Here is a 14,740-nt window from a genome sequence, read left to right as displayed (position 1 = left end):
TCCCCGTCACTACATTCCCCCTTTCCGTCGCCACACTCCCCCCTTTGGAGGGGGCTAGGGGGAGGTTTCCATCGCATCTCCTCCTATTGCCTCTTCTCTTTCTTTCGCCTCGAAACCCTATTTTTGGCATTTTTAGCATTGTTGTATTATGGTATGAATCAATTACTTATATACCCTTTGTATAACAATCGTCCAAGATTCGTATAAGCTTCCTATAAGCTTTGTATAAGCTAACCATACCCTTCTTAGGGCTCATCTTTTATCTTTTACCTAAAAACTCCCTTCTCTTTTTCTCCGATATATTTCACTTCTTCCAATTCCCCATCGCCCGTGCGGCTCGCACTGCCTGTCGTGCTACGATCTCGCAACCCCGAATACTCTGAATTATCCGAAAAATCTGACTCTGTCCTATCAGTATTATTGGCATTATCAGTATTACTCGGTATTATTGGCATTTTTCAAATTTTCTCATTTCTAAATTTCTTAATTTGCTAATTATTTCCTACCTTTGCCCCCTCAAAGTATTTTTTTTATGCTTACTAGAGAACCTTTATACTATTTTTCTACTATACGAAAATGATTCAGAAATTCTTACTTAGCTGAAGATGTACATCAAGTGATTATCGGAATCGACTGTGATTACTTCGATGCTTATACTCATTCTTACGCCTCATTACAGACTTATTATCAGCAACAAACGCCCATCGCACCTTTTGCGGGACTCTTTGGGGTATTCGGCTATGAAGCAATTCATTTCTTTGAAAATATCCCCGCTCAAGAGCAAGCTCAATATGAGTTTCCCGCCTTTGTGTTTGCCAATGCCAAAGCCTATTTGCACTATTCAAAAGTAAATAAAGTCTATTCTTTCTACGGTGATGAAGCTCTGTATTTCAACTTTTTAGAAGAATCTCCCGCTGAGCCTTCAGCAACCGCCGAAACACCTTTTTACCATATCGTTACCAACCTCAGTGAAGAGCGCGCTCACTTCCATAAGGTGGTAGCAAAAGCTAAAGAATACCTGCGTGCAGGGGATATCTTTCAAGTAGTGCTCAGCGAACAATTGTGTTTAGAAAGCAATCTCAATTCGCTCAACTTCTATCAACTGCTGAGCACCGCCAATCCTTCCCCTTATATGTTTTTCTTCCCTACCCCTTATGGCGAGGTCGTAGGTTCCAGCCCCGAAATATTAGTTGAAATCAATTCCGATACCATATATATAGCCCCTATTGCAGGCACTCGTCCGCGTGGTAAAGATGCCAATGAAGATGCCCGTTTGGCACAAGAGCTCCTCACCGACCCTAAAGAATGTTCAGAACATCGAATGCTGGTTGATTTGGCACGCAATGATATAGGGCATTTTGCCGAAAAAGGCACCGTACAAGTGAAGAATATGATGCACATCAAGCAGCTGGAACACGTGATGCACATCGTAACTGATGTATACGGACGCAAACGCAAAGAAGTGTCGCTCTTTGAGGTCATAGGCGCAGTATTTCCCGCAGGCACCCTTAGTGGAGCCCCTAAAATACGAGCGATGGAAATCATCGCCGAACTCGAAACCTGCCGTCGCAACGTATATGGTGGGGGTATAGGCTTTTTGCACTTCAACGGCAATGTACAGTTGGCTATAGTGATACGCAGTGCTTTCTTTGAAAAGCTCGCTTTTGAAGAAATAGAACGCCCCCGTGTATTTATCCAAGCCGGCGCAGGTATCGTCTATGATTCTAACGAAGCAAGCGAATACGCCGAAATACAGCACAAACGCGCCTCAGTAATAGGAGTGTTTGAGAAGAATTGCATCCTAATTTCTAACTCCTAAACCCTATGATATTACTAATAGATAATTACGATTCATTTGTTTTTAACGTAGCACAGTACCTCAGCGAACTTACCGAGGAAGAAGTAAAAACCGTGCGCAATGACGAACTTACCCTTGCCGAGATACGAGCCCTCAAGCCCTCACGCATCGTGCTCTCACCAGGGCCTAAACACCCTAAAGATAGCGGTATCTGCTTAGAGATTTTAAAAGAAATTACCGATATACCTATCTTAGGCATTTGCTTGGGGCATCAGGCATTTGGCTTAATTCACGGTGCAACTATCAAGCGGTTGGAAGTGCCTTTGCACGGCAAGACTTCCGTGCTTACCGTTACCGAACCTCAGTCGGTCTTGTTTAAGGGCTTGCCACAGCAGTTTAATATAATGCGCTATCATTCACTCTATGTGGACAAGGACACTTTGCCTGAAGAATTGGCCGTAACGGCTATGTCCGATGATGGGGTCATTATGGCATTACAACACAAAACCAAGCCCTTTCACAGCATACAGTTTCACCCTGAATCGTTCTTTACCGAATACGGCAAGAACATTCTCAAGAACTTTATCGTAGGCACGCAAGCTCCTGAAATAATCAAGCATACCGAAGAAAAAGCCAAAGCCTACGCCAATGAGGTAATGAAAGCTGCTCTCAAGAAATTGCAAGACAATCAGCCCTTAGGGGATACCGACTTTAAAGAAATATGCGCCGTACTCCACCGCAAACAGTACGACATCGTACAGCTGGGAGCTCTCTTAGTGCTCATTAGCGAAAAGAGCTTATATCCCGAATCGCTTACTGCTTTTGTGCGCAATATCTTAGCCTATAGCACTACCTTTGCCGACCCAAGCCCTATGATCGACCTCTGTGGTACGGGCGGCGATGGACTCAAAACTATCAATATTTCCACCACAGTAGCCTTTATAGTAGCTGCTTTGGGGGTAAAAGTAGCCAAACACGGCAACAGGTCGGTTACCAGTCAGAGTGGTAGCACCGATGTGTTAGGCGAGCTGGGTATTACTATGGAAGCCAACCTAATGAAGCAGTTGGATAGTTTAGACAAAAACGGACTGGCATTCTTCCACGCACCTTTCTTCCATAACTTAGTAGGCGAAGTGCGCGAGGTGCGTCAGCGGTTAGGCATACGCACGGTATTTAATGTATTAGGACCTTTGTTGCACCCCAATACCAAACTGAAATACCAGTTGGTAGGCTTGTATCACGAACCTGTAATGCGCCTTTATGCCGAAACCCTACAGCTGTTGGGCAGAGAACACGCCTTAGTAGTGCGCGGCAACGACGGTTTGGATGAAATAAGCTTATGCGACGAAACCAAAATCGTAGAAGTAAAAGGCAAACAAATATTAGAGTACACCATAGCACCCGAGATGTTTGGCTTTAAGCGCGCTTTCCACGCTGATATACAAGGAGGCACACCCGCCGAGAACGCCGAGATATTGCGCCGTACCTTAAAAGGAGAAGAATGCGGAGCCAAAGCCGACATCGTAATCCTCAACGCTATGTTTGCCCTCTACACCGCCAATGTAGTACAACACCCTGCCGAAGCCAAACCGCTGATAGAAGAGGCTTTAAGGAGTGGCAAAGTATGGGAATATGTTAGCAAATTGACAAATTAGCAATTATTTTTATGGAAGATATTTTACAAAAAATCAAAGCACAACGCGAAATACAATTAGAACGTGAAATACTATCATTAGCACGCCCCTCGTTAGTAGAAGCCTTAGCCCAACCCGGCATTCGCATTATAGGCGAAATCAAACGTGCTTCCCCCTCAAAAGGACAAATAGCTACTGATAGTTTTGACCTCCTCAAGCAAGCCCAGCACTATGTTGATAACTGCGTAGCAGCCTTTTCTATCCTTACCGAAGAGGCTTATTTTAAAGGTGATAACGCTTTTATTCCACAAGTAGTGCAAGCATTCCCCACTATGCCTATTTTGCGCAAGGACTTTATTTATACCGCTTTTCAGATAGCCCATAGTATGAGTTTAGGTGCCTCAGCCATCTTGCTCATTGTGCGTATGCTGGAACAAGACGAACTCTTTTTCTTACATACCTTAGCCCTTACCTTGGGCTTAGAAGTATTGGTAGAAGTTCATAGTGAGGAGGAATTAGAACGCGCCCTCTGCATACCTGGTTTGCAGCTATTGGGTATCAATAACCGCAATTTGAATACCTTTGAGGTATCGCTACAAACAACTGAGCGACTGTTAAAAGCTATCCCTACCGACCTGCGTAAAGACCTACTTATCGTAAGTGAAAGCGGTTACCACAGCAAAGAAGATATAGAATATGCCGAGAGCTTAGGGGTTGATGCTTTGTTAATAGGAGAAGCCTTGATGAAGGGAGAGATATTTTAATGACGAGTTACGAGTTACGAATGAACACTCAACTAAAAATATGCGGTATCCGCTCACTTAGCGAGATACAAGAACTAAAACACTTACCTATTGACTATTTTGGCTGTATCTTTGCACCTAAAAGTCCGCTATATGTGAGTGTGGATTTGGCAAGCGAGATAGTAGCCGAAGCGCATTCAGTAGGCAAACAGGCAGTAGGGGTATTTGTAAATGCACCTTTGAAGGAAATACAACACATACAACAACTTACGAACATCGATATCATTCAGCTACACGGACAAGAAACGGCTGAGGATTGCCAAGCCTTGCACCAAGCGGGGGGTACCCTCTGGAAAGCCTTTTCAGTACACGATACTTTGCCCGATATTACTCCTTATTTGCCTTATATACAGTACCCTTTGTTTGATACCAAAGGTATAGCCGAAGGCGGTAATGGCACCCGCTTCCACTGGGAAATACTGAAAAACCTACCGCCTTACTCATACATTTTGGCTGGTGGCATTGAGGCAGCTCATATCCCCGAAGCCTTGTTGTACAAAACTGCTGTATTAGATGTGAACAGCAAAGTGGAACGCAATCACCGCAAAGACCGCGGACTTGTGGAAGAAATTATTAATAAATTAGCAAATTAGCAAATTAGCAAATGAATACAAACGCTTATTTCGGACAATTCGGGGGGCAATACGTGCCCGAAACCGCGATGTTCGCCCTGAACGAATTAGAATCCGCCTACTTAGAAGCCAAAACCGACCCTACCTTCCAAGAAGAACTCAACGACCTGCTCCGTAACTATGTAGGTCGCCCTACTCCTTTGTATCACGCCAAAAACCTAAGTAAACGCTATGGACACAATATTTATCTAAAGCGCGAAGACCTCAACCATACAGGGGCACATAAGATTAACAATGCACTGGGGCAGGTGCTCCTTGCCAAACGTATGGGCAAAAAGAAAGTAATTGCCGAAACTGGTGCTGGGCAACACGGGGTGGCAACGGCTACGGCAGCTGCCTTATTAGGCTTAGAATGTGATGTGTATATGGGAGCAGTAGATATGGAACGCCAAAAGCTAAATGTGTTCCGTATGGAGCTCTTAGGGGCTAAAGTGGTGGCTATTCACGACGGACTCAAAACCCTCAAAGAAGCTACTACTGCCGCAATACAATCGTGGGTGGCTGAGATTGAAACAGTGTTCTACGTCATAGGCTCGGCTGTAGGCCCTCACCCCTACCCTTCAATGGTGAAAGATTTCCAATCTATCATAGGTAATGAATGCCGTGAGCAACTCACTGCTTTAAACCTCCACGCCGACCACGTAATTGCTTGTGTAGGCGGTGGTAGCAACGCTATTGGTATTTTCTCTGGTTTCTTAAACGATACTACTACTCACCTTTACGGGGTAGAAGCGGGTGGTTATGGCATTGATACTGATATGCACGCCGCTACCCTCACTTTGGGCAAAGAAGGCATTATTCACGGAATGAAAACTTATGTGTTACAGGACAAGTACGGACAAATAAGTCCGGTGCACTCTATCTCGGCAGGGCTTGATTACCCAGGGGTAGGTCCGCAGCACGCTTACCTTTTTGAGAGCAAAAAAGCAACTTACGTGCCTATCACCGATACCGAAGCTATGGATGCCCTTGTGCGCACCACCCGTGCCGAAGGAATTATCCCTGCTATTGAGAGTGCTCACGCACTGGCGTATTTAGAGAAATTGTGCCCTACCTTGCCCCCTAACCAAACTATAGTGGTAAATGTATCGGGTAGAGGCGATAAGGATATGCACACTGTATTTTCAGTACTAAAAGGAGAAAAAAATGAAGAATAAAACTATAACAGACGTTTTTGCCGAAAAGAAGCACGTAAATATCGGCTATGTAGTAGCTGGTTACCCTACTACTGATTTTACTAAGGAGTTTCTCACTCAGTTAGACAACTCGGCTATTGACATATTAGAAATAGGTATCCCCTATTCCGACCCTTTAGCCGATGGCAAGCACATAGCCGAAGCTTCCTTTGCTACCTCACAAGCGGGCGTTACTACCGATGTGGTGTTTGACCTCCTCGCTTCGGTAAAAGAAAAAGTACACAAGCCTTTAGTGTTTTTGGTGTATTACAACCTCGTCTTTGCTTACGGATTGGAAGCCTTTATCAAAAAGAGTGCTGAAGTAGGTATTAAAGGTATGATTATCCCCGACCTTCCTTATGAAGAAGCTACTGAAGTCGCTGCCTTGCTCAACGCTCACAACATCGCTTTTATACCTTTGGTGAGCGTAACCTCAGGCGATCGCATTGAAAAAATAGCTTCCCTTGCCAAAGGTGGTTTTGTGTATGCGGTAGGTTCTTTGGGCGTTACGGGTAGCAAACAAGTAGATTTGGGCAGATTAGAGCAATTTATCACTGATATCCGCCAGCACACCTCCTTGCCTGTAGCCTTGGGCTTTGGCATCAAAACCAACAGTGATGTACAAACAATGCGCCACTATGCCGATGGCGTGATTGTAGGCACCAGCATCGTGATACTCACCCAAAACAATGATGTTGCTGCTACAATGCGAGAAATTGAGCAATTGTTCAAGTAACAGGTTAGGTTATAGTTGTTAAAAAATATACTAATTAGTTGTCAGATGAGTGATACTCCAACTCGTCTGACAACTAATTTTTCTAATTGTATATTGGCTAATTGATAAATTATTCATACCTTTGCCGGAAATTATACCTCTTACTTGTTATCTTTCAGCTAAATAAATGAATACTCTTAAACAATATAACACCGTTATTGAACAATGCCGTGCCCTCTTTATCAATAAGATGAAAGACTATGGTGCTGCTTGGCGTGTCTTACGCCTTCCGTCACTTACCGACCAGATTCTTATCAAAACACAACGCATACGTGGCTTACAAGAGAATGCTGTTCACAAGATTGACGAGGACGAAACTACTGAATTTATAGGCATTATCAATTACGCCTTAATGGCTCTTATACAAATTGATAAAGGAGTGGCTACCCAGCCTGACCTCAGTTTGGAGGAAGCTACCGCTCTCTACGATGCTAAAGTAGCCGAAACACGCGCCCTTATGGAAGCTAAAAACCACGACTATGGCGAAATATGGCGCGAAATGCGCGTCAGTTCTCTTACTGATATCATCCTTCAGAAGCTATTGCGCGTAAAACAGATTGAAGACAATAAAGGAAAAACATTGGTAAGCGAGGGAATTGATGCTAATTATCAAGATATGATAAACTATGCTGTCTTTGCACTCATTCACTTGAATAATCAACAATAACAACTAAATAACAACTTATTATATGAAATATCTTACTCAACTTTGTCGTATATTAGTAGGCATTACTTTTATCATCAGTGGAATGATAAAACTCAATGACCCTATGGGCTTTTCATTTAAATTAGAGGACTATTTTGCTCCCGATGTGCTCAATATGCCCTTTTTTGTGCCATACACTTTAGCTTTTGCTATCTTTGTATGTGTTTTTGAAGTAGTTTTAGGTGTAACGCTATTGGTTGGCTATAAAAAGAAGCTCACTCTATGGCTTTTGCTCGCAATGTTGGTGTTTTTTGGATTCCTTACCTTCTATTCAGCCTATTTTAATAAGGTAACCGATTGCGGTTGCTTTGGTGACGCTATCAAATTTACTCCTTGGCAATCATTTACGAAAGATTTGGTACTGCTCGCTCTCACTTTGGTCGTTTTCTTCGGGCAGAAATACGTACAACCTATTACTAAGGGCAATTTACCTTTGGTGATTACTGTACTCTCTGAGCTTTTCTGTATAGGCTTTGTTTATTACGTCTATAATCACTTACCTGTGAAAGATTTTCGTCCTTATAAAATAGGGGCAAATATCCCTGAGGGAATGAAAACTCCAGAAGGTAAAATCATTTATCATTGGACGGTAAAAATGGACGGTAAAGAACAAACTATAACCAATGACGGACAAGTACCGAAAGATTCTAAAGGTGAATTTGCTAAAGACATCATAAAGGTAGAAAATGAAGTACCACAAGCTCCTATGCACGATTTCTACATCTGGAATAAAGATGGAGAAGACTTCCTCGAAGAGTTTATCCATAAAGACAAATTGCTATTAGTCATTGCTTATCGCCTCGACCGTACTAACCAAGACGCTTTCAAAACTATTAAAACAGTCACTGATAAAGCAATGAAAAACGGCTATACCGTAGTAGGTCTTACCTCGCAAATGGACAAAGCACCTTATATCGTAAAAAAATACGAACTCAATTTCGACTTCTATTATAACGATGGCACTACTTTGAAGACGATGATACGTTCTAACCCTGGTCTTATACAGCTTTCAAAAGGTACTATTATCGATAAGAAACATTATAACGACAGTGAAAAACTATCAATTGACAAGTAATAATTATGTCTTTTACCTTTTACCTCTTATCTCTTACCTAAAAACGTGTGGCGTGAAGTAAATACCGATTATCAAAACTACTTGCGATTACAACGAGGCTTATCGCAAAATACCATAGTGTCTTATGGGCTCGATATTGAGAAACTCATAACGTATTTACAGAAATACAATATCACTGAAACCCCCGATACTATTCAGGTAGATACTTTACGCCAGTTCGTATACGATGTTTCTAAAGAACTCAACGCACGTTCACAAGCTCGGCTCATATCTGCTTTAAAAAGCTTTTTTAAATTTATGATTTCTGAAAAAGGGCGTGAAGACTTCCCTATGAGCCTTATTGATACCCCAAAAATAGGTGTAAAACTCCCCGATACACTTTCCTTACAAGAAATAGATGCTATGCTCGCCTCTATAGACCTCAGCACAGAAGAAGGGCACAGAAATAAAGCAATCATAGAAACTCTTTACGGTTGTGGGTTGCGAGTATCCGAATTAGTTTCTCTGCGCTTATCCGATTTGTTTTTTGAAGAAGATTTTATTAGGGTGATGGGAAAAGGTAGCAAGCAACGCTTAGTGCCTATTGAAAGTTATACGCAGAAACAAATTAATAATTATATCACTAATCAACGCAGGCTACTCAAGATTGCCAAAGGGCACGAAGACTATGTGTTTCTGAACAGAAGAGGCAAACAGCTTACCCGAGCAATGATATTTACCATTGTAAGACAAGTCGCTGAAAATATAGGACTACAGAAGACCATTAGCCCACACACCTTCAGACACTCATTTGCCACGCACCTATTAGAGAATGGCGCAAACCTACGCGCTATACAGATGATGTTAGGGCACGAAAATATCACCACCACAGAAATATACGTACACGTAGAGAAGTCATATTTGAGGGAAGCTTTGGTGAAATACCACCCACGCCAGAAGATGAGCTTTACCCAATAGCCCATTACTTCATCACTCTATTTACAAATGAGTGAAGCTCCACCTTGTTAGCGTTTATAGTTAGAGATCTTCAAAGTCAAGGCTACGGTAAGCACCATTACTATTGCTTACTTCTTCCAATCGCTCGCCGTAATAACTCTTTTTAAAGTCTTTTTGATGACGTTCGGAAATCACTTCCTCTCCTTTTTCATCAAAAACATAATTAGTCATCTCGTTTAAAATATCTTTAAACATTTCAAAATCCTCTTTGTACAGATAAATTTTGTGCTTTTTGTAATGAAAAGAACCATCATCGTGGGTGAATTTCTTACTTTCGGTGATAGTTAAGTAATAATCATTAGCGCGCGTTGCCCTTACATCAAAAAAATAAGTGCGTCTACCCGCTCTTAGGACTTTTGAGAAGATTTCTTCATTGTCCAAAAATTCTTTTTCTTCCATCGTTACGTACGTGTTTTTTAATTATTCTGACCGCAAAAGTCTTTAAAATTTGTAGGAAGCGCAAATATTTAATGCATTAATTTTATTATACTTGCTTTATTTTAGTATAATTTTAAGATTAAGAGACTGATAAGCCCTATTAAACTTAATTTTATCAAAAGAAAATGCTTCAAAGTCCATATAAATTAACTTCAGCACACAAAGCCTTTTGCTTCATCTATCCTTCCCCATTCGTTCGTCTTTTGTTCGTTCATCCTTCGTCTTTTGTTCGTTCATCCTTCGTCTTTCCTTCACATTTCCTTCATCTCTCTGTCGCTACATTCCCCCTCACTGAGGGGGCTAGGGGGAGGTTTCCTCCACCTTAGATTCGCTTTACTTTCATCTTTCAAACTAATAAACATTATTACCCCTATCTTGCTACCACTTCTCTCTTTTCAATTACAACCTCAAACGCTTCTTCTGGTTGCTCTTTCACGTATTGAATCTTCCGTATTTTAGTGATATAACTATGCTGGGCAATGGTGCGCTTCTCATCATCGGCAATCACCGATACAATTTCACGCTCGGGATAGGTGAGTAACAACAAGAAATCCAACTGTCCGTAATCATCGCCTATATGCAAAATGCGGGCTTTCGCAGGCAAGGAGTGCACCAACTGGTGGTACTCTTCGCGGTGCTGCTGGTAATCTTCTTTCACAGCGCGCACTACCCAATGCTCCTTGTACAAATAATTCAAGAACAACTTCTTTTTCAAGTAATCTACCCCTTCTAATCGTTGGCGCAAAGCGAGGAACTGCTCGCGGTAATAAGCGCCTATCTGTTTGGCACGTTCGCGTGGCGTGTTGCCAAATCGGGTATCATCAGGGGCGATAGGCTCGCCTACTGCTACCGTAATGGCACCGTCGTAAATAATGATATCGCCTTTGGGTTGCACTTCCGAAGTACCGTGAATATACACGGGTACGATAGGCGTTTGGAACTGTTCGGCTATCAAGAACGCCCCCTTGTGGAAGCGGTGTATTTGGTTGGTTTCAGAGCGTTTGCCCTCAGGGAAAATCACTACCGAAATGCCGCTTTGCAAGTTCTTCTCAAAGAGAGGCATTCCCTTTTCTATCCCTTCAGAAGCAGGAAAAAAGCCCATCGACTGTACGTAACGCCCAAACACTACCGACCTATACACCCAATCATTGACCATATAACTGATGCGATGGGTATAAAGCCCTATGGCTAAGGTGTCTAACCACGAGGTGTGATTGGCAATGACTACCGAAGGCGTTTGCAAATCAATATGATGAGGATTGAGCACTTTCTTGCGTACGAAAGGATTGGCATACAACACGGAAGTAGTGAGCGCACTAGCCAAACGGCGCAACCACAATGTACGCTTAGGCGTTAGCTTTACGAGTAACCAACCGAGATTGGAGAGAATGATAGACGATACTGCATAATAGGTAGTTAGTAATACCGACTGCAAAAGCAGACGCAAACTCACAGGAGAACGCCCTTTATCAGGTCGGCGGAAGATACAAAACTTAAATATGGTAGGGTAAAACACAAAAGTTATTACCAAAGCGGTGAAAATACCTATCACCGATACCGAAGCAATCGATTTTAGGGCAGGGTGTTTGGCGAAAATGAGCGTTCCAATAGCTAAAAAGGTAGTAATAGATGCTAAAAGTACTGATACTTTGTACACAGGGAGTTCATTTTTACCATCGGTATAGTCTTTTTGCAGCGCACAAGTCATAAAAATACTAAAATCAACCGAATGTCCCAGCACTAAGGTGCATACAATCATACTGAACACGTTGAACTCTATGCCAAAGAAATTCATCAGTGCCGAGGTAACCATTCCCGTTACCCCTATGGGAATGAGGGTAAGCAAGGCTAATTCTATACGCCTAAAGAACAACAACAAGATGAGGAAAATCGCAATAGACGAGTAGTTTACCAAGAGCAGTATATCGTCTTTGAGTTTGCCCAAAAAGGTTTCACTGAGGTTCTTGCGGTCGATGACGATAGTAGGCGTATGTTTTTCAACCGAATGAATAAAAGCATCGCGCTCCTCAGCAGTGATTTTCACCAGATTAGCAATCGTATAGAAACCGTCTTTTTCAGTGATAAAATCCTCTAACGGAATGGCTGAAAGGGCTTTATAAGTATCTAAATCGGTAATCACTTCAAAATCATCGGCGATGCTTTGATAGAAAGGCGCGTAGGTTTCTTCTTTAAAGCCAACCCCTTTGCCCAATGCAATGAGAGATTGTTGCAAATCAGCTTTTTTCGTAGCCCAAAAATCTTTCCATCGCGCTATGCGTGCTTGTTGTTCTTTTTGAGGCAACACAATCCCCCCGATAGAGCTAAACTGACGAATGCTGTCGTGCGCTTTGTAGCCTTGCAAAGTTTGGTAAAGCGTGTAATTGCGGGTGAGTGCCTCGTCCAACGAATTGCCATAAGCCGTGGCGTAAAGCGATTTGTATTCGCTATCGGTGATGTTTTCTAATTGATGTTGAGCTGCTTTATAGCGCTCGTTGATAAAGTTGATATTGGCAATATCGCCGTTGAAACGCACGTTCTGGAAGGTGAACACGCTCACAACAATCAGCGCTAAGCAAGCCCCTACCACCCATTTGTTGTGGTGAAATGGGTACGCCCCTACCCTATCCAAGAACGTTTTGCGCACCTCAATGGTGCGATTACCGCGGTAAAAATGAGGCACTAACACGAGCGACAACAGGGCAGAAACCATAATCCCCACAAAGGCAAACACGCCTAAATCCTGCATCACTTCGGAGTGTACAAACAGCAAGCAGAGGAACGAAATAGCGGTGGTGATACTGCTGAGCAATATAGGCGCCGTAACTGCGCGGTATAAGTCGGCAGTGTTTTTAGCCACCTTGTAATGGGTGAGAATATGCAGGGAATAGTCGATGGTAACCCCCAGCAGAACAGCCCCTAAGCTAATAGAAATCGCTGAAATACTGCCTTTGAGCACATAGAGGGTAGCCAAAGCGGTAAGCACCCCAAAAGCGGAAGGAATGAAAGCGATAAACGGAATGTATACACTGCGATAAAAGAACACTAATAGCAAATAGAGCGCTGATAGTGAGATGAGTACCGTAGTGAGAATATCTGTTTTGATTTGAGAAGCGTTGCTCACCGAGATAAAGGGAGCCCCGAAGAAATCGACAAGCGCTTTGCCTTGATACTGAGCGTTCAAGTGGTCTTGCAAAGCGTCTAAGCCCGCCACAAAAGCAGCGTTGTGTTCACTATCATTGCCATCGTATTTAGGGTTGATAAAGAAGAGAATATGTTGTTCGTCGTTTGTAGTGAGGAAGCCGTTAGCAATCTTAAAATCAGTACCTATGTTCAGTTCTTGGAGTTTGCGCAAGCCTCGAAAAGTGAGTCCGAAAGGGTCTTTGCGTATAAACTGCTGGGCTACCATACCCGCAGGAGTGAGCATCGTTTTATACTGACTTTCCACCATTGCGCGCAGGCTATCGGGGGCTAAACGGCGTTCCAAATAAGCGTAATCGTCATCGCTGAGAAATAGAGGCAAATGGTCATTTACGAATTGCCAAGTTTCATCTATTTCTTCCTCGTTCACAATGCCTTGAATGCCGGTGATATATTGCCCCATCGAAGTGTTGAGCGTATCGCGCAGGGTTTCGGCTACAGCTTGCATATCGGTGAGTGTCCCCCCCTGCTCAGCAGTAACCATCACCGAGATTTTATCGGCAAAATTGAGTTGTTTGAGCACTTTAGAAGTGAGGTTAGTCTTGTCGTTTTGAGGGAGTACTTTGGTAATATCCTCTTCAAAACGCAACTGACTCAAGCCGTAAATAGCAATGAGCGCCCACGCAGCAAAGAATGAGAAAGTCGCGAGCTTATGAGAGGTGATATATTGGTAAATTCTGTTTAACATCTGGCTTTATTTGAGGCACAAAAGTAGTGATTTCTGACAGAATAGGCAAATTTTAGTTGTAAAAGATAGCGTTAATAATGCCAATAATACTGATAATTAACTTTGGTAAAGTATGGGGGAATCAGATTTTTTGGATGAGTCAGATTTTTCGGGGGAACTTGAAAATGTGAGCTATACGAACAAGTGCGAGCTGTGTGGGCGGAGTAAAACTTTGGCAAAGGGTGTATGGACAACCTCCCCCTATTCACATACTCTGCTTTCGCAGACTTCCTCCAAAGGGGGAATTAGCGACGCAAAAGTGATGATTGGATCTTTTTTTCGGATAGGTCAGATTTTTCTGGAAATTCTCAGGTGCGAGCCACACGGGCAATGGAGAATTGGAAGAAATGAAAGATATCGGAAAGGAACGGAAGAAATTTTTTAGGTGAAAGATAAAAGATAAAAGGTGAAAAGGGTATGCCGAGCTTATACAAAGCTTATAGGAAGCTTATACGAATCTTGGACGATTGTTATACAATAGCTATGTAAAGAGTTGATTGTTAGTAGTTAATAGTTAAGGGAAAAATGCTGAAAACGGGGTTGCGAGGCGAAAGTAAAGAAAAGTAATGACGGATGACTATTTTTGAAAGGATTTAGACTGATGGACGAATCTAAAGACTAACTGCCAAATATTTCTTTTCGTCGATAAAATTGGGGTTTTCGTCGATAAAATTTGCAAACCTTTTCTTTATGCACTACCTTTGTCGCAGCTAAATGATAAAATGGTTATTAAGTATTAAATTGTAAAGAAGAGGGTGAGGCTCTTTCATTGTACTATCCCAA

Annotated in this window: 12 protein-coding genes; 9 read left to right on the top strand and 3 right to left on the bottom strand. The window is 42.5% G+C overall.

Annotation, left to right across the window (positions count from 1 at the left end; genetic code table 11):
• Window positions 1-266: 266 nt before the first annotated feature.
• A complete protein-coding gene (locus tag RCZ04_RS00920; protein WP_460484047.1) occupies window positions 267-455 on the bottom strand; it encodes a hypothetical protein in 189 nt (62 codons plus the stop codon).
• Window positions 456-616: 161 nt separating this feature from the next.
• Between RCZ04_RS00920 and RCZ04_RS00915 the strand changes: the two genes are divergently transcribed.
• The 9 genes from RCZ04_RS00915 to xerD all read left to right on the top strand — a co-directional run bounded on the left by RCZ04_RS00915 (window position 617) and on the right by xerD (window position 9,555).
• Complete coding sequence (locus tag RCZ04_RS00915; RefSeq protein WP_460484046.1) at window positions 617-1,819, top strand: anthranilate synthase component I family protein; 1,203 nt, start codon at window positions 617-619, stop codon at window positions 1,817-1,819.
• 5 nt (window positions 1,820-1,824) lie between these two features.
• Window positions 1,825-3,453 carry an anthranilate phosphoribosyltransferase gene (gene trpD, locus RCZ04_RS00910; protein WP_460484045.1) on the top strand — a complete coding sequence of 543 codons (1,629 nt, stop codon included), beginning with the start codon at window positions 1,825-1,827 and terminating at the stop codon, window positions 3,451-3,453.
• An 11-nt stretch (window positions 3,454-3,464) separates the two neighbouring features.
• Window positions 3,465-4,196, top strand: coding sequence for an indole-3-glycerol phosphate synthase TrpC (locus tag RCZ04_RS00905; RefSeq protein ID WP_460484044.1), 732 nt, complete (start codon window positions 3,465-3,467; stop codon window positions 4,194-4,196).
• Between the two features lie 20 nt (window positions 4,197-4,216).
• A complete protein-coding gene (locus tag RCZ04_RS00900; protein WP_460484043.1) occupies window positions 4,217-4,828 on the top strand; it encodes a phosphoribosylanthranilate isomerase in 612 nt (203 codons plus the stop codon).
• A gap of 11 nt (window positions 4,829-4,839) precedes the next feature.
• Complete coding sequence (gene trpB / locus RCZ04_RS00895; RefSeq protein ID WP_460484042.1) at window positions 4,840-6,024, top strand: tryptophan synthase subunit beta; 1,185 nt, start codon at window positions 4,840-4,842, stop codon at window positions 6,022-6,024.
• Complete coding sequence (gene trpA, locus RCZ04_RS00890) at window positions 6,014-6,778, top strand: tryptophan synthase subunit alpha (protein ID WP_460484041.1); 765 nt, start codon at window positions 6,014-6,016, stop codon at window positions 6,776-6,778. The genes trpB and trpA overlap by 11 nt, the downstream gene beginning before the upstream one ends.
• 166 nt (window positions 6,779-6,944) lie before the next feature.
• The gene (locus RCZ04_RS00885; protein WP_460484040.1) at window positions 6,945-7,484 is read left to right on the top strand and encodes a DUF1599 domain-containing protein; all 540 of its coding nucleotides are present in this window, start codon (window positions 6,945-6,947) and stop codon (window positions 7,482-7,484) included.
• A gap of 22 nt (window positions 7,485-7,506) precedes the next feature.
• Window positions 7,507-8,598 carry a DoxX family protein gene (locus tag RCZ04_RS00880; protein ID WP_460484039.1) on the top strand — a complete coding sequence of 364 codons (1,092 nt, stop codon included), beginning with the start codon at window positions 7,507-7,509 and terminating at the stop codon, window positions 8,596-8,598.
• 45 nt (window positions 8,599-8,643) lie between these two features.
• Window positions 8,644-9,555 (top strand): site-specific tyrosine recombinase, encoded by a 912-nt coding sequence (gene xerD / locus RCZ04_RS00875; RefSeq protein WP_460484038.1) that lies wholly within the window; start codon window positions 8,644-8,646, stop codon window positions 9,553-9,555.
• 60 nt (window positions 9,556-9,615) lie between these two features.
• Here the strand turns inward: xerD and RCZ04_RS00870 are convergent, their stop codons facing one another.
• Window positions 9,616-9,993, bottom strand: a complete 378-nt coding sequence (locus RCZ04_RS00870; RefSeq protein WP_460484037.1) for a PUR family DNA/RNA-binding protein — start codon at window positions 9,991-9,993, stop codon at window positions 9,616-9,618.
• Between the two features lie 409 nt (window positions 9,994-10,402).
• The gene (locus RCZ04_RS00865) at window positions 10,403-13,918 is read right to left on the bottom strand and encodes a 1-acyl-sn-glycerol-3-phosphate acyltransferase (RefSeq protein WP_460484036.1); all 3,516 of its coding nucleotides are present in this window, start codon (window positions 13,916-13,918) and stop codon (window positions 10,403-10,405) included.
• Window positions 13,919-14,740 lie beyond the last annotated feature (822 nt).

The organism is Capnocytophaga sp. HP1101, assembly GCF_054772415.1.
The sequence above is the reverse complement of the archived record's forward strand: the minus strand, read 5'-3'. Positions and strand labels throughout refer to the sequence as shown.

What these genes read in the sequence shown, in the direction of transcription:
- RCZ04_RS00920 (WP_460484047.1), bottom strand. Translation starts at nt 455, where the DNA reads ATGCCAATAATACCGAGTAATACTGATAATGCCAATAATACTGATAGG.
- trpD (WP_460484045.1), top strand. Translation starts at nt 1,825, where the DNA reads ATGATATTACTAATAGATAATTACGATTCATTTGTTTTTAACGTAGCA.
- RCZ04_RS00905 (WP_460484044.1), top strand. Translation starts at nt 3,465, where the DNA reads ATGGAAGATATTTTACAAAAAATCAAAGCACAACGCGAAATACAATTA.
- RCZ04_RS00900 (WP_460484043.1), top strand. Translation starts at nt 4,217, where the DNA reads ATGAACACTCAACTAAAAATATGCGGTATCCGCTCACTTAGCGAGATA.
- trpB (WP_460484042.1), top strand. Translation starts at nt 4,840, where the DNA reads ATGAATACAAACGCTTATTTCGGACAATTCGGGGGGCAATACGTGCCC.
- trpA (WP_460484041.1), top strand. Translation starts at nt 6,014, where the DNA reads ATGAAGAATAAAACTATAACAGACGTTTTTGCCGAAAAGAAGCACGTA.
- RCZ04_RS00885 (WP_460484040.1), top strand. Translation starts at nt 6,945, where the DNA reads ATGAATACTCTTAAACAATATAACACCGTTATTGAACAATGCCGTGCC.
- RCZ04_RS00880 (WP_460484039.1), top strand. Translation starts at nt 7,507, where the DNA reads ATGAAATATCTTACTCAACTTTGTCGTATATTAGTAGGCATTACTTTT.
- RCZ04_RS00870 (WP_460484037.1), bottom strand. Translation starts at nt 9,993, where the DNA reads ATGGAAGAAAAAGAATTTTTGGACAATGAAGAAATCTTCTCAAAAGTC.
- RCZ04_RS00865 (WP_460484036.1), bottom strand. Translation starts at nt 13,918, where the DNA reads ATGTTAAACAGAATTTACCAATATATCACCTCTCATAAGCTCGCGACT.